Consider the following 23,579-nt stretch of genomic DNA (forward strand, 5'->3'; position numbering starts at 1 on the left):
TCATCGCTCCTTGAGCAGGGTACGCGCGTTGTAGAGGTTCATCAGCGCCGATACCACCAGGCTGATCACCAGATAGACCGCCATGGTGATGGCCACGATCTCGATGGCCTGGCCGGTCTGGTTGAGCGCTGTGCCGGCGAATACCGCTACCAGGTCCGGGTAGCCGATGGCGGTGGCCAGCGACGAGTTCTTGGTCAGGTTAAGGTACTGGCTGGTGAGCTGCGGCACGATCACGCGCATCGCCTGGGGGATGACGATCTTGCGCAGGGTCACGTCGCCGGGCAGGCTGATCGCCTTCGCCGCCTCGGTCTGTCCCTTGGGCACCGACTGGATGCCCGAACGCACGATCTCGGCAATGAAGGACGCCGTGTAGATGGACAGTGCCAGCCACAGGGCCACCAGCTCGGGAATGACCGTCACCCCGCCCTGGAAGTTGAAGCCGGCCATCTCGGGCATTTCCCAGGCCAGCGGCTGGCCGGTTGTCAGAAAGACCACCAGTGGCAGGCCGATCAGAATCAATGCCCCCAGTCGGAAGACCGGTAACGCCTTGCCGGTGCGGATCTGCCGACGCCGCGCGAAGACGCTCAACCCGACCACCGCGATGACGGCCAGCAGCAGCGCCCAGAGGGTGGCCGAGAACCCCGGCAACGGCTCGGGAGCGGGCACCACCAGCCCCCTCACGTTGAGAAAGACGGCCTCGAACAGCGACAGACTCTGACGCGGGCTCGGCAAGGCCTGCAGGACCGCGAAGTACCAGAACAGGATCTGTACCAGCAACGGGATGTTGCGGAAGATCTCCACATAGGCGGCGGCGAGCTTGGCCATCAGCCAGTTGGTCGAGAGCCGGGCGATGCCCACGGCAAAGCCGATGATGGTCGCCGCCACGATCCCCATGCCCGACACCAGCAGGGTGTTGAGCAGGCCCACCACAAAGGTGCGCGCATAGGAACTGTCGCCGCTGTAGTCGATCAGAGTCTGCGGAATGGAAAACCCGGCGCGTTCCTGGAGAAAGCCGAACCCCGTGGTGATGCCACGGGCCTCCAGGTTGGCCAGGGTGTTGGTCACGATCATGGCGATGAAGCCCAGCAGAGCCAGCAGCAGGGTCGCCTGAATCACCAACGCACGAACGGCGGGGTCACGCCATAGCGGCCCCCGTTCGGTAGAAGAAGAACGCTGCATGTCGAGCCTCGAACGGAATAGCACGACCGCCGCTGCCCATCGGGGAGGGAGAACGGCGGAAGCAGGAATCAGCCGGCCTGGTACGGCTTGACCGTCACGACGGCCCCGACAGCATGCCGGGGCCGTGGATACCCGCCTTGCATGGCGGTTATCGCGCAGCGATCAGGCCGTGCAGGCCCGTCACCCAGTGATACGCTCAGCGAATGGGCGGTGCGTAGAGAATCCCGCCTTCGTTCCACAGTGCGTTCATGCCACGGCTGATGCCCAGCGGCGAGTTTTCGCCCACGGTATCGGCGAAGACCTCACCATAGTTACCCACCTGGGCAATGATGTTGTAGGCCCAGTCATTGCCGAGACCCAGCTGCTCGCCATAGGTACCGTCGACACCGAGCAGGCGCGCCACGCCGGGATTGGGCGGATTCTTCTTCATCTCCTCGACGTTGTCGCTGTTGATGCCCATTTCCTCGGCATTGACCATGGCGAAGATCGTCCACTGGACGATGTCGAGCCATTGGTCATCGCCCTGGCGCACCACCGGCCCGAGCGGCTCCTTGGAGATCAGTTCGGTGAGAATCTCGACGCTGTCCGGCTCCGGCAACTGCAGGCGCAGGGCGCTGAGCTGAGAGGTGTCGGACGTCAGGACGTCACAGCGACCGCTGGCGAAGCCCTGAGCCGTCTGGTCCGGGGTATCGAAGGTCACGGTGTTGATATCGATGTCGCGGGAGGGGAAGTAGTCCGCGAGATTGAGCTCGTGGGTCGTGCCGGACTGGATGCAGATCGAGGCGCCGTTCAGGTCCTCGAGACTCTCGATGCCCAGTTCCTTGTCGACCATGAAGCCCTGGCCGTCGTAGAAAGTGGTAGCAGTGAAATTCAGCCCCAGGGAATTGTCCCGGGTCGCCGTCCAGGTGGTGTTGCGCGAGAGCACATCGATCTCGCCGGATTGCAGCGCGGTAAAACGCTCCTTGGCAGTCAGCGGGGTGAAAGCCACCTTTTCGGGATCACCGAAGATGGCCGAGGACACGGCGCGGCAGGTCTCCACGTCCAGGCCTTGCCAGGTGCCGTCCTCGTCCGATGACGAGAAGCCAGCCAGCCCGACATTGACACCGCAATGCAGCTCGCCGCGTTCCTTGACCTCGTCCAGGGTTGCCGCCGAGGCGGAGGCGGCCGTTCCAAGCGACAGGGTGGCGAGGGATAGTGCCACCAGCGTCTTGTTGTTATTGCGCATGACCAGAAACTCCGTTGTTGTCTTTTACGATGCCTGCATGGTCGCAATGCAGCATCTGCGAATCGAGTGTCCTGTATCAGAGGTTGACGGTAGAATTCTGGCGGCCCCTTGAGCCGCCACCTCTTCAACGAACCTCCGAAGCAGGACACTAGCAACCTTGCCGTCATCGCGGCAACGCCACCATTAAACGTTTGTCACAATGCTGCGGGAGCGCGGTAACGTCAGCGTCACGGTGGTGCCCTTGCCTTCCCGGCTGTCGACGTCCAGCGTCGTGCCATGCCGTTCGCAGATCTCGCGCACGATTGACAGTCCCAGCCCGCTCCCTTCGCCCCGCGCCCGGCTCGCTGCGGTGCGATAGAAACGTTGCGTCACCAGCGGCAGGTCGGCGGCGGCGATGCCTTCGCCGTCATCGCTCACCCTGATGCGCACACCCTGCTCGGTCGCCTCGCCTTCCAGCCATGCCCGTCCCTCGGGCGACGCGGCGATCAGGGCATTGTCGATCAGGTTGGAGAGCGCGCGGTCGATGAGTCCCAGATCGGCATCGACCCAGGGCAATGCCGGGTCGACGTCGACGCTCAGGGTCACGCCGAGGCGCTCGGCCTGGGGCTGAAACTTGCCGGCGATGTCGTGGGCCAGCTCGGCGAGCGCGAAGGGTTCGCGCCGCAAGGGGTGGTCATAGGCATCGAGCCTGGCCAGGGTCGAGAGTTGCCGTGCCAGTCGCGTCAGCCGCTCGGCGTTGTCGAAGATCGCTGTCAGGGCCACGCGACGTTCCTCGTCCGACAACGGCTCGCGCCGCTGCAGTTGTTCGACGTAGCCACGCAGCGAGGTCAGGGGCGTACGGAAATCGTGCGACAGATTGGCGACCAGTTCGCGGCGCTGGCGATCGGTTTCGCGTAGCGCCGCCAGCTGCGCCTCGATGGTCCCGGCCATGTCGTTGAAGGCACGCCCCAGCTGGCCGATCTCGTCGCTGCGGGGCTCGGCGATGCGGGCCTGGTATTCACCATCGGCGAAACGCTGCACCACCGAGGTCAATCGCGAAAAGCGACGGGTCAGCAGACCGAACCACAGCAGGCCAAGCAAGCCGGAGAGCCCCAGCGCCAGCAGGCCGGCGGCCACCAGGGTTCGGGTGATCGAGCTGGTGCGCAGCATCGCGGTCATGGAGGTGTGGCTGGCGTTGTTCAGATCGGCATACAGATAGCCGGGGGTCTCGCTCGGGCCGTACGCGATCCGGGCCACCGAAAACACCCCGGGCTGTCCACTGCAGGGCGAATCGGCCAGCACAGGCAGCATGGGCTCATCATCGAGCAGTGCCTCGAGGGAGGCCGGCGCTACCCGGCTGCCCAGGCCACAGGTCGGCTCGGCATAATCGGCGATGACGCGTCCGCCCGCATCGAGCACATAGAGCGATAAGGAAGGGTTGATCGATACGATGTGCCGCGCCGTCTCCCGAGCCCTCTCGCTGTCGGCGCCGGCGCGCAGGGCAGGCGCCATCACGCCGGCCAGATTGTCGGCCAGGCCCACCTCCTGGCGCTGCTGGAGTTCACGCCCCAGTTGATCGAACTGACTGGTGGCAAACCAGGCCACGGCCGCCGAAAGCAGCAGCAGCCCCGTCAGATAGACCAGCGCGATACGCGCGTAGAGGCTGCGTCCAAGGGACACCAGCCGATGCCATAGCGATGTCACGATGGATCGCTCTCCTCGTCGGCGAACCGATAGCCGATGCCCCACACGGTCTGGATGAACCCAGGGCGGGCCGGGTCGGCCTCGATCTTGTTGCGCAGGCGGTTGATATGGGTGTTCACGGTGTGGTCGTAGCCATCGAACTCCTCGCCCCAGACCCGGTCGAGCAACTCGCCCCGTGTAAAGCTGTGCCCCGGGTGGCGCGCGAACAGGGCCAGCAGGGCGAATTCCTTGGCGGTCAGTTGCACGACACGCCCCGCCAGGGTGACGCGATGGCGGGCCGCATCGATGACCAGCTCGCCACGGACCACGGGCGGCGTCTCGACGATACCATCGTCGTCCGGGACCGGATGGCGATGCCGCCTCAGCAGGGCCTGGACCCGGGCCAGCAGGATCGGCATGTGGAACGGCTTGGTGACATAGTCGTCGGCGCCGATCTCGAGCCCCAGCACCACATCGCGAATGGCCGCCTTTGCCGTCACCATCAGCACTGGTGTGTGGCTGTCTCGACGACGCAGCCGCCGACACACCTCCAGGCCATCGAGGCCGGGCAACATCAGGTCCAGCATCACCAGATCATACCCCGCCGCCGACGCGCCGCCTTCCAGCGCGGCCAGGGCCGACTCGCCATCGACCACGCGGTCGCAATGATGCCCCTCATCGGCCAGGCGTTCGACCAGCATCCGCCCGATCTCGGGGTTGTCCTCGACACACAGGATTCGATAGGTCATGGCGCCATCCTCTGTCAGCCTTGCCCCACTGTAGGGCTGGGCTGCGCCCCCTGCATCACAAAACCCTCTCGGCGACGTGATGATTTCGTGATGAATGGCGATACGACGCCCACTAGCGTGATCCATGCAGTCCCGGCATTTCGCCGGTGACTCTTCCGAGACCGGAGGTGCACGATGTTGACGACAACGCCGAACAAGACCCTTCTGTTCGCTGCCCTGCTCGGCGGCGCCCTGCTGCTGCCCACTGCCGCCCTGGCAGACCACCACGAAGAGGACGCCATGTCCAATGGCGACAGCATGGAGCAATCCGGCGATGCCATGTCCGGTGACGCCATGGAGGGCGATGCGATGGAAGGCGATGCGATGGAAGGCGATGCGATGGCGGAAGATGCCATGCACGAAGGCGACGCCATGGAAGAGGATGCCATGCACGGAGACGACGCCATGAAGGAGGATGGCGACGCCATGATGGAAGAAGACGGCGAGATGTGACGCTCGCTTTCCTGCCGGCCGCAGGGCTATCACGCTCGAATCTGAGCGCTATCCACGATAGCTCCGTGGCCGGCCGACTTCGTTTTCCCATACCTCCAGGAAGGCGCCATGTCCACGCCCAGGTACCCGACCGTCATCAAGCGGCATGCCCTCTTCACCCGTCTCTGGCACTGGGTGAACGTCGTCTGCCTGATCGTGCTGTTGATGAGCGGCCTGCAGATCTTCAATGCGCACCCTTCCCTGTACTGGGGCAAGGATTCCCACTTCGATACGCCGGCCCTGTCGATCGGCGCCATGCGCGCCGACAACGGCGAGTTGCGGGGCATCACCCGCCTCGGCGGCTATCGCTTCGACACCACCGGCGTGCTGGGCGTCTCGGGTCCCGACACTGATCGCGAAGTCCGCGCCTTCCCCGCCTGGTCGACCCTGCCCGGACCGCGCTGGCTCGCCATGGGCCGCCAGTGGCATTTCCTGGCCGCCTGGATCTTCGCCCCCATGCTGATCGGCTATCTGGCCTACCTGGTGATCGGCGGACAGCTTCGGCGCCGCCTGCTGCCACGCGCCCAGGAGTGGCGACATCTCGGCAAGACCCTCATCGACCATGCACGACTACGCTTCCCGCGTGGCGAAGAGGCCCGTCACTACAACCTGCTGCAAAAGCTGACCTATCTGCTGATCCTGTTTCTCATCACCCCGATGGTGATACTCACCGGCCTGACCATGTCGCCGACCATGGACGCCGCCTGGCCCTGGCTACTGGACCTGTTCGGCGGCCGGCAGACGGCACGCACCCTGCATTTCCTGTGCGCCTCGGCGCTGGTGGCCTTCTTCATCATCCATGTGCTGCTGGTACTGGTGTCCGGTTTCGTCAATAACATGCGTTCGATGATCACCGGCCGCTACGCCCTGCCCCCCGAAAAGGAGCCTCGTGATGACGCGTCCCGATGACCCGAGCCGCCGCCGCTTCCTCGGTCGCTCCCTGCTGGCGGGAAGCGCCCTGCTGCTCGGCGGCTGCGAGCGCGTCACGCGCAGTGACGCCATGCAGACCCTGTTCGATGCCAGCGGCGCCCTGACGCAGAAGGCGCATCGGCTGCTGGCCTCGCAAGAATCGCTGGCCCGGGAATACTCCCCGGAGGATATCGCGCCCGAGTTCCGCGCCAACGGCACCACCGATCCGACCTCGGCCGATTATCGGCGCCTGGCGGCGAACGCCTTCAACGACTGGCAGTTGCGCGTCGACGGCCTGGTCGAGCACGCCGGCCGCTTCTCCCTCGCGGCCCTGCGAGACATGCCGGCGCGTACCCAGATCACCCGTCACGACTGCGTCGAAGGCTGGAGCTGCATCGGCCAGTGGACCGGCGTACCGCTCGGCGATGTGCTCGATCGGGTCGGCGTGCATGACACCGCCCGCTTCGTGGTCTTCCACTGTGCCGACCGCTACGGCGGCGGCGACCCTTACTACGAGAGCCTGGACCTCCGTGAGGCCTATCACCCCCAGACACTGCTGGCCTATGACCTCAACGGCGCGGCCCTGCCCATCGCCAACGGTGCGCCGCTGCGGCTGCGCGCCGAGCGGCAACTGGGCTACAAGATGGCCAAGTACGTGATGCGGCTCGAGCTGGTGGACAGCTTCGACCACATCGGTCGCGGTCGGGGCGGTTTCTGGGAGGATCGGGGGTATCAGTGGTGGGCAGGCATTTAAGGAAACACTGCTTAAATGCCTGCGCATGCAAATCGCTTCGTTATACGGTGCTCGAAAGCTCGCCTAACTACCCGTTATGTCTCGCTTTCTGTGCTCCGTACGCCTTGCGCTTTACTATGCTCGGCGATTTATGCAGCGTTTCCCTAAGGGGAAGCGCTGATTGATTGCTGCGCTCGACGTCACCATTCTGCTCACTGGTCACCCAATTCGCGCTGCAGCCACTGAACCAGTTGATCGATCTCCCTGCCCGGTTCGCCCGGCGGCCGCCACAGGCCGAGCCGGGCCGGTGTGTCGATGAAGCCCCAGGGCGCGACGAGGCGCCCGGTCCGTAGATCTTCCTCCACGAGGTAGGCCGGCGCGATGGCAACGCCCAGGCCCACCAGGGCCGCTTCCAGCATGTAGTTGAGATGCTCGAAGGATTGATCCTTGCGCCCCTCTGCGGCATCCAGTCCCTGTGTCGTGAACCAGCGCGGCCATGCCTGGTCTCGAGACTCGGTATGCAGCAGTGGCAACGTCAGCAGTTCGCCGGGCTCGGGGGACGCCTGCGTCTCGAGCATGCCGGGCACCATCACCGGCCCGATGCGTTCCGGCGCCAGGTCGATCACCCGGGCATCGGCCGGCCAGGGCGGCTCGGCGAAACGCATCACGGCATCGACCTCGGGACCCAGCGGCCACTGCTCCCCCTCATCGGCCGTCAGGTGCAGGTTCAGGTCCGGATACTCCGCCTGCAGCCGAGGCAGGCGCGGAATGAACCAGCGCGCCAGAAAGCTGCCCGAACAGCCCAGCACGATGGGCGCTCCCGCCGCACGCCGTCTCACGTGACCGCAGGCCTGGGTCAACTGCTCGAATGCCTGTGAGGTCGATGCACGAAGATATTCCGCCTCCGCCGTCATCGCCAATCCCCGTCCCTCACGCCGAAAAAGCCTCACCCCGAGCTGTCCCTCGAGCTGGCGAACCTGCCGACTGACCGCCCCATGCGTGACATTCAGCGTCTCTGCCGCCCGCGTCACACTGAGCGTTCGAGCGACCTCATTGAAGGCCCTGAGGGCATTCAGCGACGGTAGTGATCGGCTCAAGACCCACTCCTTATATGTCAGCTTTTCTCACATATTAGCGCACAAGAATCGATTTTCACTGCCTCGGTGGCCGGCTAATCTCCGTGCATCACCCGCCGCGAGAGAATGACTGCCATGGGCTTTCCCGCACAGAGGCTCGAATCGGTTCCCGATGCCAACGGCTGCTTCGGCCATTTCGGGGGGCGCTTCGTCGCCGAGACCTTGATGCCACTGACGCTCGACCTCGAGGCGCAATACGCGGCCGTGAAGGACAGCGCCTCCTTCCGTGCCGAGCTGGCCGCCTTGCAGCGAGACTTCGTCGGCCGTCGAAGTCCCCTGTACTTCGCCGAGCGCCTGACCGGCCGCTTGAAGGGCGCGACGATCTACCTCAAGCGCGAAGACCTGATGCACACCGGCGCGCACAAGATCAACAACTGCCTGGGCCAGATGCTCCTCGCCCGGCACATGGGCAAGCAGCGGATCATCGCCGAGACCGGCGCCGGCATGCACGGCGTGGCAACCGCGACCGTGGCCGCACGCTTCGGGATGGACTGCACCATCTACATGGGCAGTGCCGATATCGATCGTCAGCGTCCCAATGTCGAGCGCATGCAACTGCTCGGTGCCGAGATCGTGCCGGTGTCCCACGGCACGGGCACTCTGAAGGACGCGATGAACGAGGCAATGCGCGACTGGGCCACGAACGTGGCCTCCACCTTCTATATCATCGGCACCGTGGCCGGCCCTCACCCTTACCCGACCCTGGTGCGAGACTTCCAGTCCATCATCGGCCAGGAAGTTCGTGAGCAGGTGCTCGACCGGGAGGGGCGGCTGCCCGACTCCCTGCTGGCCTGCATCGGCGGCGGCTCGAATGCCATGGGCCTCTTCCATCCCTTCCTGCAGGACCCCGACGTCCGCCTGATCGGCGTGGAAGCGGCCGGGCAAGGCATGGCGACCGGCCGGCACGCCGCCAGTCTCCAGGGTGGCGTTCCCGGCGTGCTGCACGGCAACCGCACCTACCTGCTGCAGTCCGAGGATGGGCAGATCCTCGATGCGCATTCCGTCTCGGCGGGGCTCGATTACCCGGGCATCGGCCCGGAGCATGCCTGGCTGCACGAAACGGGGCGCGGCGACTATGTCGCCATCACCGATGACGAGGCGATCGACGCCTTCCGGACCCTGTGCCACCTGGAAGGGATCATTCCGGCCCTGGAGTCCTCCCATGCCCTTGCTCACGCCATCAAGCTGGCGCCGACATTGCCGAGCTCGCACATCATGGTGATCAACCTGAGCGGACGCGGCGACAAGGACATGGCGACCGTCACGCGTTATCTGGCAGACACGTCCACCAACCAAGGAGCCGCGTGATGACATCCCCCCGTCACCGCATCGCCCAGCGTTTCACCGAGCTTCAGGCCGCCGATCGCGCCGGGCTCGTCACCTTCATCAGCGCCGGCGACCCCGACTACGACACCAGCCTCGACATCCTGCGCGGCCTGCCGGCCGCCGGCGCCGACATCATCGAGCTGGGCATGCCATTCAGCGACCCGATGGCCGACGGACCGTCGATCCAGCAGGCCTCCCGTCGCGCGCTCCAGGCAGGCCAGGACATGCACAAGACGCTGGCCATGGTCCGCACCTTTCGCGAGCATGACCGCGAGACACCGTTGGTGCTGATGGGCTATTACAACCCGATCCACCGCCTGGGCGTGGCACGCTTCCTGGAACTGGCGTCCGACGCCGGTGTAGACGGGCTGATCGTGGTCGATCTGCCGCCGGAACATGATGAGGAGATCCACCGCCCGGCACGGGCATACGGCCTGCACGTTATCCGCCTGGCCACGCCGACCACCGACGAGCGGCGCCTGCCACGAATATTGCAGGACGCCTCCGGGTTCCTCTACTACGTCTCCAGCACCGGCGTGACCGGCGCGACGGCAGCCATGCCGGAACAGGTCGAAGCGCAGTGGCAGCGAATCCGTCGGCAGACCGACCTGCCGATCGGCGTCGGCTTCGGCATCCGGACGCCCGACCAGGCACGCCGCCTCGCCGAGTTTGCCGACGCCGTCGTGGTCGGGTCCGCGCTGACCGACTGCCTCCAGCATGCCGAGTCTGCGGTCGAGGGCAAGCACGCCGTGCTGGAGCGGGTTCGCGCGCTGGCCGACGCCATCGCCGAGGCGCGCTGAGAGGCCGGACAGCCGGAGGGGCATCATGCTAGCCTGCGCGGATCACGGCTCTGGAATATCCCATGCGTCTCGTCACGATCCTCGCGAGCGGGCTGCTGCCGCTCGCCGCCCTGTTCGCCACACCGGCCCCGGCCACCAGTTACAATACCGGTGATGTTCAGGCCCATGGCGACTGGCACTCGCTGAGCCTGACCCTCGGCGAGGAACGTCATGTCCGTGCCATCGAACAGCACAGCTACGCCGACAGCGTGTTCAGCGTCAACGCCACACCCGGCGCCTGCGAACGCCCCTGGCTGGAAATACGCGTGGCGCTCGATGACGTCCAGGCCAGCAGCACCACCTGGGACCGGGTGCCGGTGGATGTGCTGGTCGACCGCGACAATGTCCACAGCGGCGAAGCGGCCTTCATCACCGAGCGCGGCGACGACGGCTTCTACGTGCGCCTGTCGATGCCGGAAACCGACGCCCTGCTCGACGACGTGCGTCACGGCGAGACACTGCGCCTGCGCATCCACCGGGCACCGGAGGACTACTGGTTCATGGTCTTCAGCCTGAACGGCGCCGACCAGGCACTCGTCCGCATGAACCGACTGTGCGAAACATCGCCCTCAAGCCCAAAAGACAACGCCCCCGCCGGTAAACCGACGAGGGCGTCATCCGCCACGGGATGATGGCTTGACCAGGATTTACTGACGAATCAGGTAATCGAAAGCCCCCAGTGCCGCTCGCGAGCCTTCGCCCAGCGAGATGACGATCTGCTTGTAGGGCACGGTAGTCACGTCGCCGGCGGCGAAGATGCCCGGCACCGAGGTCATGCCGCGCTCGTCGGTGACGATCTCACCATGCGAGGACAGTTCGATGGGCGAGTCCTTGAGCCACTCGGTGTTCGGCACCAGGCCGATCTGCACGAAGACACCTTCCAGCTCGAGATCGCGGAGTTCGCCGCTGGCACGCTCTTCATAGGTGAGACCGGAAACCCGGGCCCCATCGCCATTGACCTGCGTCGTCCGCGCGCCCTTGATGATCTCGACATTGGGCAGGCTGGCGAGCTTCTTCTGCAGCACCTCATCGGCACGCAGCTCGTCCATGAACTCGATCAGGATGACTTCCTTGACCAGGCCGGCCAGGTCGATGGCCGCCTCGACGCCGGAATTGCCGCCGCCGATCACCGCCACACGCTTGCCCTTGAACAGCGGGCCATCGCAGTGCGGGCAGTAGGCCACGCCCTTGTTGCGATACTCGGCCTCGCCCGGCACGTTCATTTCGCGCCAGCGCGCGCCGGTGGCCAACACCAGCGTCTTGCTTTTCAGGCTCGCGCCCGAGGCGTAACGCACTTCATGTTCACCGCCCGGCTCGCTGGCAGGCACCAGCTCGACGGCCCGCTGGAGGTCCATGATGTCGACGTCATACTGCTTGACGTGTTCTTCCAGGGCCGCGGCCAGCTTGGGCCCCTCGGTATAGGGCACCGAGATCAGGTTTTCGATGCCCAGGGTATCGAGCACCTGGCCGCCGAAACGCTCGGCAGACACGCCAGTACGAATGCCCTTGCGCGCCGCATAGACCGCTGCCGAGGCGCCGGCCGGACCGCCACCCACCGTCAGCAGATCGAAGGCCGGCATGGCGTTGAGCTTCTCGGCCTGACGCGCCTCGGCGCCGGTATCCACCTTGGCCAGGATCTGCTCGAGGCTCATGCGGCCCTGGTCGAAAGGCTCGCCATTGAGGAAGATCCCGGGAACCGACATCACCTCACGGGCATCGACCTCGTCCTTGAACAGGGCGCCATCGATGGCCACGTGGCTGATACCGGGGTTGAGGACCGCCATCAGGTTGAGCGCCTGCACCACGTCCGGGCAGTTCTGGCAGGACTGCGAGAAATAGGTCTCGAAGTGCAAGCCACCGGGCAGCGCCTTGATCTGCTCGACCGTTTCGTCGCTCGCCTTGGGCGGATGGCCGCCCACCTGCAGCAGGGCCAGAACCAGGGAGGTGAACTCGTGGCCCATGGGAATCCCGGCGAACACCACGCCAGTGGACTCCCCGTCGCGGTGCAGGGCGAAGGACGGCGCACGGGCATCGTCACCATCCTCGCGCAGCGTGATCTTGTCGCTCAGGTCCGCGACCTCTTTCAGCAGGGTATGCAGCTCTCGGGACTTGTCGCCGTCATCGAGGGTGGCGACGATCTCGAACGGCCGCGTGACCTTCTGGAGATAAGCATTGAGCTGTGATTTCAGATTGTCGTCCAACATGACGGCGTTCCTACATGTTCGGGATTCGGAATCACGAGGGGGGCGTGCGATAGCCAAACGGCACCGCCGTAGAATCTCGTGATGAGGGGCCCCAGGCAGGACTGCCCGGGAGGGGGCGGCGAAGCCCTGGGCCGGGCCTCGCAACGCTTTCAGAGAAGCCGGTGATTCATGTCGCGAGCGAAGAGAGGTTGGCCACCGCCGGAACGCAGTACCGAGCGAAGCGACAAACAGCCGTAGGCTGGCCCCGAAGGGGCGAGAAGCCGAAGGCTGCGAGTCAACCGGAGCCTATGCGGTACTAGGTGAGGATTTCGAGTACCGCCGGTGGCCAAGATCGCAAGCGCAGCAATGAATCAACGCTTCCTTTAGATCTTGCCGACCAGATCCAGGGAAGGCGCCAGCGTCTCTTCGCCTTCTTCCCACTTGGCCGGGCAGACCTCGTTGGGGTTGGCGCGCACGTACTGAGCGGCCTTGACCTTGCGCAGCAGCTCTTCGGCGTTACGGCCGATGTTGCCGGCGTTCAGCTCGACGATCTGGATCTTGCCGTCGGGATCGACCACGAAGGTGCCACGATCGGCGACGCCGTCTTCCTCGATCAGCACGTCGAAGTTGCGAGACACGACGTGAGTCGGGTCGGCCAGCATCGGGTACTGGAGCTTGCCGATGGTCTCGGAGCTGTCGTGCCAGGCCTTGTGAGTGAAGTGGGTGTCGGTGGAGACGCTGTAGATTTCCACGCCCAGCTTCTTGAACTCTTCGTAGTTGTCGGCCAGGTCACCGAGTTCGGTGGGGCAGACGAAAGTGAAGTCGGCCGGGTAGAAGAAGAAAATGCTCCACTGTCCCTTCAGGCTCTCATCGGTGACGTCGATGAATTCGCCGTTGTGGTAGGCGGTGCCTTTGAACGGCTTGACTTCGGTATTGAGCAGTGACATCGATGATGCTCCTTGCTGTCGTGGATGTACGTGATAAGACGGTGCCTAGAATATCTACCAAGGTCGCATAGGGTAAATTGAACGTGCTGATCCAGCCGATAGGCCACTCCTAAGAGCCGTCCGCTCCCTATGACCCATCCGCCTCCCTGAGACGTCCGCGCAGACGGCTCACCGCCTGGCTGTGCAGCTGGCAGACCCGCGACTCGGTGACCCCCAGAACGGCGCCGATTTCCTTGAGGTTGAGTTCTTCCTGATAGTAGAGCGCCATCAACAGTTTCTCGCGCTCCGGCAGCGCCTCGATGGCCGCCACCAGGCGGCCGCGACGCTCCTCGTCGACCAGCAGCGAAAACGGCGTCTCGCCGGTTTCGTTGTCCCGCAGGCGACTCTCGCCACCCTCGGCCATCAGTTCTTCGAAGGGCAACAGTTGACCACTGTTGGTATCGCTGAGCAAGCGCCGATAGGTAGCGAGGTCCATGCCCAGCGACTCGGCGATCTCGGTCTCCTCCGGCGGCCGCCCCAGGGACTGCTCCAGACGCCGGGCCGCCTCGTCGGCGGCCCGCGCGCCACGACGCACGCTGCGCGGCAGCCAGTCGCGACTGCGCAGTTCGTCCAGCATGGCACCGCGAATGCGCTGGCTGGCGAAGGTCGAGAAACTGGCCCCCTGGGCGGCATCGAAACGCCCGAGGGCTTCGAGCAGGCCCTCGGTGCCGGCCTGGATCAGGTCGTCGAGCTCGATGCTCGCCGGCAACCGAACCTGCAGTGCCAATGCCTGGCGGCGCACCAGGGGCAGGTACTCCTCCAGCAGGTCGCGTTGTTCGATCTTGCCTTGTGCTGTGTACATGCTCATGCCTCGCGGCTCGTCGACCTCACCGATAGTTCACGATTACCTGCAGCCCCTCCACGGTCAGGGGCGCTTGCCCCGCCTTCGGCGCAAAGCGGAATCGCAATGGGGCATCGGCCGCCAAGCCTGCCAATGCCCGTGTCATGCCACGCTGACCGGATACGGATACGCACTTCTCGGGATGGCAGAGGCGCGCCGTCACGGCACTGCCCGGCGGTAACCGGAACCGCCAGCGCACATCGTCGATGACCCGGCCGGTCGCCACCTGCCCGCCCGACATCAGCGCCGCGCTGGCGGTTTCCCGGTCGACCAGGCTGACATACAGCCGTGCGTCGCGATCCACCCAGCTGCCGGCGGCCAGCGCCATGCCGCTTACCGACAGCAGCAGGAGCGGCCATGCCCACCGGTGGCGTCTCATCGCTTACTGCCCTCCCACCAGGGTCGTGACCTTCAACGTGCGGTCGTCGGGGATCTCGGCCTGGGACATCACCACCAGATGGCGCATGCGCCGGCGCAGGAAGCGCGCCAGCACGGCACGCAGGCCGTGCTGCACGACCAGGACCGGTGGCTCGCCACTGGCCTCATGCCGCGCCAGTGCCTGTTCGGCCTGTTCCATGAGGGTCTCGGCCAGGCCCGGTTCCAGGGCGCCACTGCCGTTCATCGCCTGGGTCAGCACCTGTTCGAGCTGGCCGTCCAGGCCAATGACGTTGAGGATGTCGTGCCCGGCGAACCACTGCTGGGTAATGGCCCGCCCCAGGGCCAGGCGTACCGCGGCCGTCAGCTCGCCCGGGTCCTGCTGCTGGGGGGCGTGCTCCGCCAGGGTGTCGAGGATGGTGCGCAGGTCGCGGATCGAGACGTCTTCATCCAGCAGGTTCTGCAGGATGCGTTGCAGGACGGTCAGCGAGATGGCCTTGGGCACCACTTCTTCCACCAGCCCCTTCTGGTCCTCGCCGAGCTTGTCGAGCAGCTTCTGTACTTCCTGGCGACCCAGCATCTCGGCGGCATGGCGATGCAGCAGATGGTTGAGATGCGTCGCCACCACCGTGCTGGCATCGACCACCGTATAGCCGTAGACCTGGGCATGCTCGCGCTGCTCGGTATCGATCCACACCGCCGGCAGACCGAAGGCCGGGTCCTTGGTCGAGGTCCCCTCCAGCTCGCCGGACACCTGACCGGGATCGATGGCCAGCCAGCGCCCGGGGTAGGCCTCGGCACGGCCGATCTCGGCATCCTTGAGCGTCAGCCGATAGGCATTGGCCGACAGCTCCAGATTGTCGCGGATATGTACCACCGGCGGCAGAAAGCCAACTTCCTGGGCGAACTTCTTGCGCACGCTCTTGATGCGTCCGAGCAGCTCGCCCTGCTGCTGTGCGTCCACCAGGGGGATCAGGCGATGCCCCACTTCCAGCCCCAGGGTGTCGACCAGCTGTACATCGTCCCAGCTGGCCTCAGGGGCTTCCGGCGCCGGCGGCGGCGCTTCCTGGTTCTGCTCCTCGACCAGACGACGCTCCTTCTCGCGCATCAGCCACCAGGCGAGCCCGCCGAGCAGGGCAGTGAAGATCAGAAACACCAGGTTGGGCATGCCCGGCACCAGGCCGAGCAGCCCCAGGACGCCGGCGGCCAGCACCATCACCTGAGGCTTGACGAAAAGCTGGCCGATCATCTGCTGGCCGACGTCCTGGTCGGTGTTGACCCGCGAGACGGTGACACCGGCCGCGGTGGAGATCACCAGGGCGGGAATCTGCGCCACCAGGCCATCGCCGATGGTTAGCAGCACATAGGTGCGACCGGCACTGCCGAAGTCCATGTCATGCTGGAGCATGCCGATCAGCAAGCCGCCGATGATATTGACCACCATGATCACCAGGCCGGCCATGGCATCGCCGCGCACGAACTTGCTGGCGCCATCCATGGAACCGTAGAAATCGGCCTCCTGGGAGATCTCGGCGCGGCGCTGGCGGGCGTCGTCCTCACCGATCAGGCCGGCATTGAGGTCGGCGTCGATGGCCATCTGCTTGCCCGGCATGGCATCGAGCATGAAGCGGGCGCCCACCTCGGCGATGCGTCCCGCCCCCTTGGTGATGACCATGAAGTTGATGATCACCAGGATGGCGAACACCACCAGGCCGACGGCGAAGTTGCCGCCCACCAGGAACTGGCCGAAGGCCTCGATGACCTTGCCCGCCGCATCGCCGCCCTGGTGGCCCTCCATCAGCACCACCCGGGTGGAGGCCACGTTGAGCGACAGACGCAGCAGGGTGGTGAACAGCAGCACCGCCGGGAAGGCGGCGAAGTCCAGCGGCTTCTGGGTAAACATGCTGACCAGCAGCACCATCACCGCCAGGGCGATATTGAAGGTGAACAGCAGATCCAGCACGAAGGGCGGCAGCGGCAGGATCATCATCGCCAGGATCATGAGGATCAGCAGCGGGCCGGCCAGCACCTTCATGGGCACGTCGGCCATCCAGTTGCGTCGCGGCAGGTATTGGCTCCAGGCCTTCATCCTCGTGCCTCGCTCGTTGCATCACGGTCCGGCGCTTCCATGGCGGCCGGCACCGACAGGTTCTCGGGGGTCGGAGGCGCCTCGCCACCTTCGGCGGCGGCCCGTTTCAGGCCAAAGGCCCAGGCCAGCACCTCTGCCACCGCGGTGTAGAGATCGGCGGGAATCTCCGCCTCGAGATCGACATGGTGGTAGAGCGAACGCGCCAGCGGGGGTGCCTCCAGCAGTGGCACGCCCGCTTCCTCGCCCAGCTCGCGAATGCGCGCCGCGACGGCGTCGGCCCCCTTGGCCACCACCCTGGGCGCGGCCATGCCGGTCTCCTCGTAGCTCAGTGCCACGGCATAGTGCGTAGGGTTGGTGACGATCACATCGGCCTCGGGGACCTGGCTCATCATTCGACCACGCGCCATGGCCTGCTGCTGCTGACGTATGCGGCCCTTGACCTGCGGGTCGCCCTCCGACTCCTTGTGCTCGCGCTTGACCTCGTCCTTGGTCATGCGCAGTTGCTTGGCATGACTCCATAGCTGGTAAGGCACGTCGATCAGGATCACCACCAGCAGGGTCAACACCATCAGGCCACAGGCCTCCGCCGCCATGCCCATGGCGCGGGCCAGCGCCTGATGGATCGGCTGGCTCATCAGCGCCATGAACTCGCCACGATGCAGATACAGGTAGGCCATGCCCACACTGCCGACGAGCACCGCCTTGGCGATGGCCTTGGAAAGCTCCACCAGCGCCTGGGTGCCGAACATCCGCTTGAGGCCCTTGAACGGATTGAGCTTGGACGCCTGGGGCTTGAGCGACTTGGCGGAAATCAGCCAACCGCCCAGCAGGGCCGGCGCCACCAGCGCCACCACCGTCAGCAGCAGAAACAGCGGCAACAGGCTGATCAGGGTCCGACGCCCCAGCATCAGGGCCTCGGCCAGCATCGGCGAGGTCTCCATGGCCTGGCGCCGATCGAACAGGAAGGCCTGTTCCATCACGCCACCGACCTGGTCATAGAGAGTGCCACCCATGGTGGCCAGCCCCAGCACGCCGGCCAGCAACAGCATGAAGGTCGCCAGCTCGCGGGAACGGGCCACCTGGCCTTCCTCGCGCGCCTTCTCCATGCGTCGCGGTGTCGCGTCTTCGGTCTTTTCGTCGTCGCTGCTATCGTCGGCCATGGCCAGTTACCGGGCACTCCTGCGCACCCTGGCCATTATCCGGGTATCGGGGAAGCAACGGTCACGCGAAAAGGGCCGATTTTCGTGGGCTTATCCACGTGTCTCGGCCGCTTGCCATCGATGGGCGGGCGGGAAAGATGGCGGTGGGGAGTGCCTCGGCATCCCCATCACCCTCTGGTCATCAGCCGAAAAGCCGGTGAGCACAACCACTTGTCGGCGAGAGTCTAGAACCCCAACTGGTCCAGCAGGTCATCCACCTGATCCTGGTCGGCCACGATATCCTCGCCCTCCGACTTGACCTGCGGACCGTTGAGCAGCTCGTCCTGGCGACGGCGGGTGTCGCTTTCGCGCTGGTCATCGGCGCGTCGCTGCATGTCCTCACGGGCTTCGCCCTGGGGCACGCTGTCGATCAGGACCTGCACGAGCTGATGTTCGATCTCGCGGATCACGTCCATCATCTTCTTGATCACCTGGCCTGTCAGGTCCTGAAAGTCCTGCGCCATCATGATCTCGAGCAATTCCTTGCCGGTGGCCTGGGTCATGTCGGGCACTTCGCCCAGATAGGACCGGGTGTCCTGGACCAGCTCACGGGCCTCGTCGAGCTCCTTGGGTTCGGCGAACCACTCGGCCCAGCGCGCATCGAGCTGCCGAGCCTGGTCGCTCAGCCGGTCCTGCATCGGCTGGGCGCGGTCGATGGCGTTGAGGGCGCGTTCCGCCGCCTGCTCGGTCATGACCGCCACGTAACTCAGTCGATCGCGAGCGTCGGGGATCGCCTCCGCCGCGCGTTCGATCTCCTTGTCCAGCCCCAGCTCGCGCATGCTGTCGCGCAGCATGCGGGTCAGGTGGCCAATCCGCAGGACCAGTTCGTCGCTATTGGCCTGAGGATTCTCGGACTGATTCTCCGTGCTCATCATCGCCTCTCCTGGTGGTCGGGCCCGAAGCCCGACGCGGTGTCACATGCCCAACTTTTCGAAGATCTTGTTGAGCTTTTCTTCCAGGGTCGCCGCGGTGAAGGGTTTGACCACATAGCCGCTGGCACCGGCCTGGGCCGCCGCGATGATGTTCTCCTTCTTTGCCTCCGCCGTGACCATCAGCACCGGAAGCGCCTTGAGCGCCTCGTCCTCGCGAATCTGCTTGAGCATCTCCAGGCCGTCGAGGTTGGGCATGTTCCAGTCGGAGACCACGAACTCGAAGTTGCCCGCCCGGAGCTTGTTCAGGGCGTCCTGGCCATCCTCGGCCTCCTCCACGTTGGTGAAGTCGAGTTCCTTGAGCAGGCTGCGCACGATGCGCCGCATGGTCGGAAAATCATCCACCACCAGGATGCTCATGTTCTTGTCCGCCATCGGGGGTCCTCTATCTCATTGGGTATCATGGCTAGCGGCCGGCGACACCGGCCCTTGTCCGAAAACTGACTACACTCGCTGGCTCCGGCCGGAGGCGGCGACCCGCTTGAGCAATCGGGCGGCCATGTCGTCGAGGCCGACCACCTCCTCGGCGGCACCGAGGGCGATGGCCTCGCGCGGCATGCCGAAGACCACGCAGCTGGCTTCGTCCTGGGCCAGGGTGGCGGCACCCGCCCGGCGCATTTCCAGCAACCCGGCAGCGCCATCCTTGCCCATGCCGGTGAGCAACACACCGATGGCGTTGCGTCCCGCCTGATCCGCCGCCGAGCGAAACAGCACATCCACCGAGGGTCGATGGCGATTGACCGGCGGTCCGTCATCCAGGCGCGCCACATAGTTGGCGCCATTGCGCACCAGCTTCAGGTGGACATCGCCGGGCGCGACATAGGCATGCCCCGGCAGGATTCGCTCACCATCCTGCGCCTCCTTGACCGCGATCCGGCAGATCCGGTCCAGACGCTCGGCGAAGGAGCGCGTGAAGCCGCCGGGCATGTGTTGGGTGATCAGGACCGCCGGCCCATTGGCCGGCATGGGTTCCAGCACGCTGCGTATCGCCTCGGTCCCTCCGGTGGAGGCGCCGATGATGAGCAGTTTCTCGCTCGACACCAGGGGCGCTTCCAGCGCCCGGGGTGCCGGGGTGTCCCGCTTCCGCGCGCGCCTTGGCCGAGAACGCGCCGCCGCGCGCAGCTTCTCGGTAATTTCCTCGGCATAGGCCTTCATGCCGCTGCGGATGCCGAGCGACGGCTTGGCCACGAAGTCCAGGGCGCCCAGCTCCAGCGCCCGCAGGGTGACCTCCGAACCGGCCTGGGTCAGCGAGGAGACCATCAGTACCGGCATGGGGCGCAGGCGCATCAGCCGCTCGAGGAAGTCCAGGCCGTCCATGCGCGGCATCTCGACATCCAGGGTCAGCACATCGGGGTTGTGTCGCTTGATCAGATCCCGCGCCACCAGGGGGTCGGGAGCCGTGGCCACCACCTCCATGTCGGGTTGCTCGTTGATGATCTCGCTCAGCAGGTCGCGTATCAGCGCCGAGTCGTCGACGCACAGCACCTTGATCCGGGGTGCACTCAAGAGTCTCTCCTTCACTGGGTGACCGACGCGTCCCTGTCGACGCCACCAGCCATGCCCGGGTTATCGGCCAGTATCCGCCTGACTTTAGGGTCCATCATTAGCGCGGGCGGCGGACATAGACGGTCTGGCCACGCAGACGGAAGGTGTCGGTGATATAGGAAAAATTCTCCGAGTGTCCGGCGAACAGCAGACCGTCCGGCTTGAGCAGGGGCGCGAAACGCTCGAGGATCCGTGCCTGGGTCGGCTTGTCGAAGTAGATCATCACGTTGCGACAGAAAATCGCATCGAACGGCCCCTCGACGGACCAGGAGGGCGCCAGCAGGTTGAGCGGCAGGAAGCGCACCATCGACTTCAGCTCCGGCCGGACCCTCGCCAGGCCTTCGTGTCGCCCACGCCCCCGCTGGAAATAACGCTTGACCCGCGCGTCGTCGAGCTTGCGGATCTGGTCCAGGGCATAGACGCCGGCCTCGGCACGCCCCAGGGCCTCGGTGTCGATATCGGAGGCCAGCACCTCGACGTTCGAGGTGCGCCCGTCGAGCGCCTCATCCAGCGTCATGGCAATGGAGTAGGCCTCTTCGCCGGTGGAGGCCGCCGCGCTCCAGACACGCAGCGCACCCCGCCGCTGACGCGCATGCTGCGCCAGCAACGGAAAATGGTGAGCCTCGCGGAAGAAGGCCGTGAGGTTGGTGGTCAAGGCATTGGTGAAGGCCTCCCACTCGGCGGACTCCGCCCGCCTCTCCAGACGCGCCAGATAATCGGTGAAGCGCACCAGGCCATGGTGGCGCAGCCGCTTGGCCAGCCGGCTGTAGACCATTTCCCGCTTGTGTTCAGCCAGCACGATGCCGGCGCGCTGATAGATCAGGTGCCGAATCCGGGCAAAATCGGCGTCGGTCAGCTCGAGGTCACGCTCGACACCCGCCCACTCCCCGAAATCGGGGGTGGGCGCTTCACGGGACAGGGTCAAAACGATTCCCACTCCTCGGTCGTCGCCGGCGATGCCTGGCGCTCGCGGCGTGGCGTTTCCTCGGGCTCACCGGCAGGCGCTGAAGCCGGCGTGGTCTCGGTAGCGGACGATGCCTCGCGCCGGGTGCGTGACGGGATCGTCTCCATGCCCGCACCGCGCAGCCGGAAGGCCGAGGCGGCATGCGTCAGCCCCTTGGCCTGGTGGTCGAGCTCGGCGGATGCCTGGGCCGAGGCCTGCACCCGGGCGGCATTGCGCTGGGTCACCTGATCCATTTCCACGACGGCCTGATTGATCTGGCCGATACCGTTTTTCTGCTCCTCGGACGCGGCGGTGATTTCGCCCATGATGTCGTTGACCCGGGTCGAGGCTTCCATCACCTCGCCCAGCGACGCCTCGGCGCGTTGCACCAGTGCCGCGCCGCCCTCCACTTGCTGCGAGGAACCGTCGATCAGCGCCTTGATCTCCTGGGCCGCCGAGGCGGAACGACCGGCCAGGTTGCGCACCTCCCCGGCGACCACCGCGAAGCCGCGTCCCTGCTCGCCGGCACGCGCCGCCTCGACGGAGGCATTGAGCGCCAGGATATTGGTCTGGAAGGCGATGCTGTCGATGACATCGATGATCTCGGTCATCTTGCGCGAGCCCTCGGTGATCTCGCCCATGGTCGTGACCAGTTGTTGCATCAGCTCGCCCGACTCGCGAGTGCGAGAGGCATTGTCCGAGGCCAGGCCGCTGGCCTGACGGGCATTGTCGGCGTTGTGGCCCACCGTGGTGGTCATCTCCTCCATGCTGGAGGCGGTCTGCTGCAGCGAAGCGGCCTGCTGCTCGGTGCGCGCCGACAACTCCTCGTTGCCGGAGGCGATATCGCGAGCGGCCGGCGCGACCCGCTCGATCCCGGCATTCACGTCGGCGACGATGCTGCCCAGGCTCTTGCGCATCAGGTCCAGGGCGTCCAGCAGCCGGCCGAGTTCGTCGCGCTGACGGCTCGGGGATTCCGCGGCCAGATTCCCCGAGGCGACCTGCAGGGTGAAGGCCTCGGCATCGCGCAATGGCCGCAGCAGGGAGCGCAGGATCAACCCGCCCAGTACGCAGAGCAGCAGCAGGCCGACCGCCAGGGTGCCCGCCAGGATCATCAACATGCGCTGCTGGGCCTCGCGTGCCTCGGTGGCCAGGGCGACCGCCGCCTCGCGCTTGCCCTCGATCAGGGTGTTGATCTGATTGGACAGCTCGCGGCCCCAGTCACGCATCTGCTCGGCGTGCGACGGCAGGTCGGCGAAGACCCGGAAGTTATCCTCGCTGCCCAGCAGCTCGAGGGAAAGGTCAATGCCGTCAGCGATATAGGCGTTCAGGTCCTCGCCAAAGGCATCGGCCTGCTCGCCCTGATTGAGGTCGCGCTCCCGGTAGGTCGCCCACATCGAGTTCATCGAGGACTCGATGCCCTCGAGCCGTTCGATCAGCGTATCCCGGTTCTCGAGCAGCTCCACCGGCGCGCTGCTGGTCAGCATCTGGTGGCTGCGCGTCACCTGCTGGTCGATCTGCTGCAGGCGGGCCACGTCCTGAAGACCATCACGGTCCAGCGCCTCCAGGCGTGCATCGGCACGGTCCAATCCCCACATGCCGATCCCGCCGCTGGCCAGCAGCAGCACGCCGGCCACCAGGATCATGGCGATGACCTTGGCACGCATGCTGCGTACGTTGAGACGACCCAGCCAGCCGCTCAGCCCCTTGCGCTTGAGCTGGCCATGATCGAGCGCATGACCGGTCGAACGTCCCTCGTTCATCCGCGCATAGACCGACTCGGCACGCTCCACCTCGGCTTTCGACGGCTTGGTGCGCATCGACACGAAGCCCACCGCCTTGCCGTCCTCGAGGATCGGCGAGACGCTGGAGCTGACCCAGTAATGGTCGCCGTCCTTGCGGCGGTTCTTGATCACGCCCCGCCAGCGACGACCGGCCTTCAGGGTGCGCCACAGGTCCTCGAAGGCCGCCGGCGGCATGTCGGGATGACGCACCAGATTGTGCGGCGAACCGATCAGTTCATCGTGCTCGAAGCCACTCACCTCCACGAAGGCAGGGTTGGCATAGGTGATGCGCCCCTTGAGGTCGGTGCGGGAGATCAGGAAATGATCGTCCTGCAGGACGTACTCTCGTTGCGTGACGGGTTGGTTGTTGCGCATATGGTCTCCCCACGGCGGCTAGAGGCCGCTACCGATGGCATTGT

At 65.5% G+C, this 23,579-nt stretch carries 22 protein-coding genes; 6 read left to right on the forward strand and 16 right to left on the reverse strand.

Translation table 11 applies throughout. The annotated features are described in order from the left end of the window. The 4 genes from RSO41_RS00750 to RSO41_RS00765 form a co-directional block, all read right to left on the reverse strand. Complete coding sequence (locus RSO41_RS00750; RefSeq protein ID WP_315616804.1) at positions 1-1,179, reverse strand: amino acid ABC transporter permease; 1,179 nt, start codon at positions 1,177-1,179, stop codon at positions 1-3. A 196-nt stretch (positions 1,180-1,375) separates the two neighbouring features. Further along, positions 1,376-2,404, reverse strand: coding sequence for an amino acid ABC transporter substrate-binding protein (locus RSO41_RS00755; RefSeq protein WP_315616806.1), 1,029 nt, complete (start codon positions 2,402-2,404; stop codon positions 1,376-1,378). Positions 2,405-2,587: 183 nt separating this feature from the next. Next, entirely contained in the window at positions 2,588-4,087 is a 1,500-nt protein-coding gene (locus RSO41_RS00760; protein WP_315616808.1) for a HAMP domain-containing sensor histidine kinase, read from the reverse strand. After that, positions 4,084-4,815, reverse strand: coding sequence for a response regulator transcription factor (locus RSO41_RS00765; RefSeq protein WP_315616810.1), 732 nt, complete (start codon positions 4,813-4,815; stop codon positions 4,084-4,086). Before RSO41_RS00765 ends, RSO41_RS00760 begins: the two co-directional genes overlap by 4 nt. Positions 4,816-4,989: 174 nt before the next feature. On the opposite strand from RSO41_RS00765, the gene RSO41_RS00770 reads away from it, so the two are divergent. The 3 genes from RSO41_RS00770 (at position 4,990) to RSO41_RS00780 (ending at position 7,009) form a co-directional block, all read left to right on the forward strand. Further along, positions 4,990-5,307: a pentapeptide MXKDX repeat protein gene (locus RSO41_RS00770; RefSeq protein WP_315616812.1), complete on the forward strand. Its 318-nt coding sequence runs from the start codon at positions 4,990-4,992 to the stop codon at positions 5,305-5,307. 108 nt (positions 5,308-5,415) lie between these two features. Then, on the forward strand, positions 5,416-6,255 hold the full coding sequence (locus RSO41_RS00775; protein WP_315616814.1) for a cytochrome b/b6 domain-containing protein: 840 nt from the start codon (positions 5,416-5,418) through the stop codon (positions 6,253-6,255). Then, positions 6,239-7,009: a molybdopterin-binding protein gene (locus RSO41_RS00780; RefSeq protein WP_315616816.1), complete on the forward strand. Its 771-nt coding sequence runs from the start codon at positions 6,239-6,241 to the stop codon at positions 7,007-7,009. The genes RSO41_RS00775 and RSO41_RS00780 overlap by 17 nt, the downstream gene beginning before the upstream one ends. A 191-nt stretch (positions 7,010-7,200) precedes the next feature. Here RSO41_RS00780 and RSO41_RS00785 read toward each other — a convergent pair whose 3' ends face one another. After that, positions 7,201-8,085 carry a LysR family transcriptional regulator gene (locus RSO41_RS00785; RefSeq protein ID WP_315616818.1) on the reverse strand — a complete coding sequence of 295 codons (885 nt, stop codon included), beginning with the start codon at positions 8,083-8,085 and terminating at the stop codon, positions 7,201-7,203. A gap of 114 nt (positions 8,086-8,199) precedes the next feature. Between RSO41_RS00785 and trpB the strand changes: the two genes are divergently transcribed. The 3 genes from trpB to RSO41_RS00800 all read left to right on the forward strand — a co-directional run bounded on the left by trpB (position 8,200) and on the right by RSO41_RS00800 (position 10,921). After that, complete coding sequence (trpB, locus tag RSO41_RS00790; protein WP_315616820.1) at positions 8,200-9,432, forward strand: tryptophan synthase subunit beta; 1,233 nt, start codon at positions 8,200-8,202, stop codon at positions 9,430-9,432. Continuing rightward, complete coding sequence (gene trpA, locus RSO41_RS00795; RefSeq protein WP_315616822.1) at positions 9,432-10,250, forward strand: tryptophan synthase subunit alpha; 819 nt, start codon at positions 9,432-9,434, stop codon at positions 10,248-10,250. The genes trpB and trpA overlap by 1 nt, the downstream gene beginning before the upstream one ends. 62 nt (positions 10,251-10,312) lie before the next feature. Next, entirely contained in the window at positions 10,313-10,921 is a 609-nt protein-coding gene (locus tag RSO41_RS00800) for a hypothetical protein (protein ID WP_315616824.1), read from the forward strand. A gap of 15 nt (positions 10,922-10,936) precedes the next feature. On the opposite strand, the gene ahpF is transcribed toward RSO41_RS00800, so the two are convergent. The 11 genes from ahpF to RSO41_RS00855 form a co-directional block, all read right to left on the reverse strand. Then, entirely contained in the window at positions 10,937-12,493 is a 1,557-nt protein-coding gene (ahpF, locus tag RSO41_RS00805; RefSeq protein ID WP_315616826.1) for an alkyl hydroperoxide reductase subunit F, read from the reverse strand. Positions 12,494-12,855: 362 nt separating this feature from the next. Beyond that, a complete protein-coding gene (gene ahpC / locus RSO41_RS00810) occupies positions 12,856-13,419 on the reverse strand; it encodes an alkyl hydroperoxide reductase subunit C (RefSeq protein ID WP_275287448.1) in 564 nt (187 codons plus the stop codon). A 127-nt stretch (positions 13,420-13,546) separates the two neighbouring features. Continuing rightward, positions 13,547-14,260 carry an RNA polymerase sigma factor FliA gene (locus RSO41_RS00815; protein WP_315617580.1) on the reverse strand — a complete coding sequence of 238 codons (714 nt, stop codon included), beginning with the start codon at positions 14,258-14,260 and terminating at the stop codon, positions 13,547-13,549. 25 nt (positions 14,261-14,285) lie between these two features. Next, a complete protein-coding gene (locus RSO41_RS00820) occupies positions 14,286-14,678 on the reverse strand; it encodes a flagellar protein FlhE (protein ID WP_315616830.1) in 393 nt (130 codons plus the stop codon). Between the two features lie 3 nt (positions 14,679-14,681). Continuing rightward, positions 14,682-16,763 carry a flagellar biosynthesis protein FlhA gene (gene flhA, locus RSO41_RS00825; RefSeq protein WP_315616833.1) on the reverse strand — a complete coding sequence of 694 codons (2,082 nt, stop codon included), beginning with the start codon at positions 16,761-16,763 and terminating at the stop codon, positions 14,682-14,684. Next, the gene (gene flhB, locus RSO41_RS00830) at positions 16,760-17,923 is read right to left on the reverse strand and encodes a flagellar biosynthesis protein FlhB (protein WP_315616835.1); all 1,164 of its coding nucleotides are present in this window, start codon (positions 17,921-17,923) and stop codon (positions 16,760-16,762) included. Before flhB ends, flhA begins: the two co-directional genes overlap by 4 nt. Before the next feature lie 224 nt (positions 17,924-18,147). Further along, positions 18,148-18,834, reverse strand: coding sequence for a protein phosphatase CheZ (gene cheZ, locus RSO41_RS00835; protein ID WP_315616836.1), 687 nt, complete (start codon positions 18,832-18,834; stop codon positions 18,148-18,150). Between the two features lie 42 nt (positions 18,835-18,876). Beyond that, complete coding sequence (cheY, locus tag RSO41_RS00840; RefSeq protein ID WP_315616838.1) at positions 18,877-19,266, reverse strand: chemotaxis response regulator CheY; 390 nt, start codon at positions 19,264-19,266, stop codon at positions 18,877-18,879. Between the two features lie 69 nt (positions 19,267-19,335). After that, complete coding sequence (locus RSO41_RS00845; protein ID WP_315616841.1) at positions 19,336-20,397, reverse strand: chemotaxis response regulator protein-glutamate methylesterase; 1,062 nt, start codon at positions 20,395-20,397, stop codon at positions 19,336-19,338. Positions 20,398-20,494: 97 nt separating this feature from the next. Further along, a complete protein-coding gene (locus RSO41_RS00850) occupies positions 20,495-21,361 on the reverse strand; it encodes a CheR family methyltransferase (RefSeq protein WP_315616843.1) in 867 nt (288 codons plus the stop codon). Then, positions 21,358-23,535, reverse strand: a complete 2,178-nt coding sequence (locus tag RSO41_RS00855) for a methyl-accepting chemotaxis protein (RefSeq protein ID WP_315616845.1) — start codon at positions 23,533-23,535, stop codon at positions 21,358-21,360. Before RSO41_RS00855 ends, RSO41_RS00850 begins: the two co-directional genes overlap by 4 nt. Positions 23,536-23,579 lie beyond the last annotated feature (44 nt).

The organism is Halomonas sp. I1, assembly GCF_032334135.1.
In the GTDB taxonomy this organism is placed as follows: domain Bacteria; phylum Pseudomonadota; class Gammaproteobacteria; order Pseudomonadales; family Halomonadaceae; genus Halomonas.

Coding starts and splice junctions, on each gene's coding strand:
- flhA (WP_315616833.1), bottom strand. CDS start 16,763: ATGAAGGCCTGGAGCCAATACCTGCCGCGACGCAACTGGATGGCCGAC.
- RSO41_RS00770 (WP_315616812.1), top strand. CDS start 4,990: ATGTTGACGACAACGCCGAACAAGACCCTTCTGTTCGCTGCCCTGCTC.
- RSO41_RS00750 (WP_315616804.1), bottom strand. CDS start 1,179: ATGCAGCGTTCTTCTTCTACCGAACGGGGGCCGCTATGGCGTGACCCC.
- trpB (WP_315616820.1), top strand. CDS start 8,200: ATGGGCTTTCCCGCACAGAGGCTCGAATCGGTTCCCGATGCCAACGGC.
- trpA (WP_315616822.1), top strand. CDS start 9,432: ATGACATCCCCCCGTCACCGCATCGCCCAGCGTTTCACCGAGCTTCAG.
- ahpC (WP_275287448.1), bottom strand. CDS start 13,419: ATGTCACTGCTCAATACCGAAGTCAAGCCGTTCAAAGGCACCGCCTAC.
- ahpF (WP_315616826.1), bottom strand. CDS start 12,493: ATGTTGGACGACAATCTGAAATCACAGCTCAATGCTTATCTCCAGAAG.
- RSO41_RS00755 (WP_315616806.1), bottom strand. CDS start 2,404: ATGCGCAATAACAACAAGACGCTGGTGGCACTATCCCTCGCCACCCTG.
- flhB (WP_315616835.1), bottom strand. CDS start 17,923: ATGGCCGACGATAGCAGCGACGACGAAAAGACCGAAGACGCGACACCG.
- cheY (WP_315616838.1), bottom strand. CDS start 19,266: ATGGCGGACAAGAACATGAGCATCCTGGTGGTGGATGATTTTCCGACC.
- RSO41_RS00800 (WP_315616824.1), top strand. CDS start 10,313: ATGCGTCTCGTCACGATCCTCGCGAGCGGGCTGCTGCCGCTCGCCGCC.
- RSO41_RS00775 (WP_315616814.1), top strand. CDS start 5,416: ATGTCCACGCCCAGGTACCCGACCGTCATCAAGCGGCATGCCCTCTTC.
- RSO41_RS00815 (WP_315617580.1), bottom strand. CDS start 14,260: ATGTACACAGCACAAGGCAAGATCGAACAACGCGACCTGCTGGAGGAG.
- RSO41_RS00820 (WP_315616830.1), bottom strand. CDS start 14,678: ATGAGACGCCACCGGTGGGCATGGCCGCTCCTGCTGCTGTCGGTAAGC.
- RSO41_RS00780 (WP_315616816.1), top strand. CDS start 6,239: ATGACGCGTCCCGATGACCCGAGCCGCCGCCGCTTCCTCGGTCGCTCC.
- RSO41_RS00855 (WP_315616845.1), bottom strand. CDS start 23,535: ATGCGCAACAACCAACCCGTCACGCAACGAGAGTACGTCCTGCAGGAC.
- cheZ (WP_315616836.1), bottom strand. CDS start 18,834: ATGAGCACGGAGAATCAGTCCGAGAATCCTCAGGCCAATAGCGACGAA.
- RSO41_RS00765 (WP_315616810.1), bottom strand. CDS start 4,815: ATGACCTATCGAATCCTGTGTGTCGAGGACAACCCCGAGATCGGGCGG.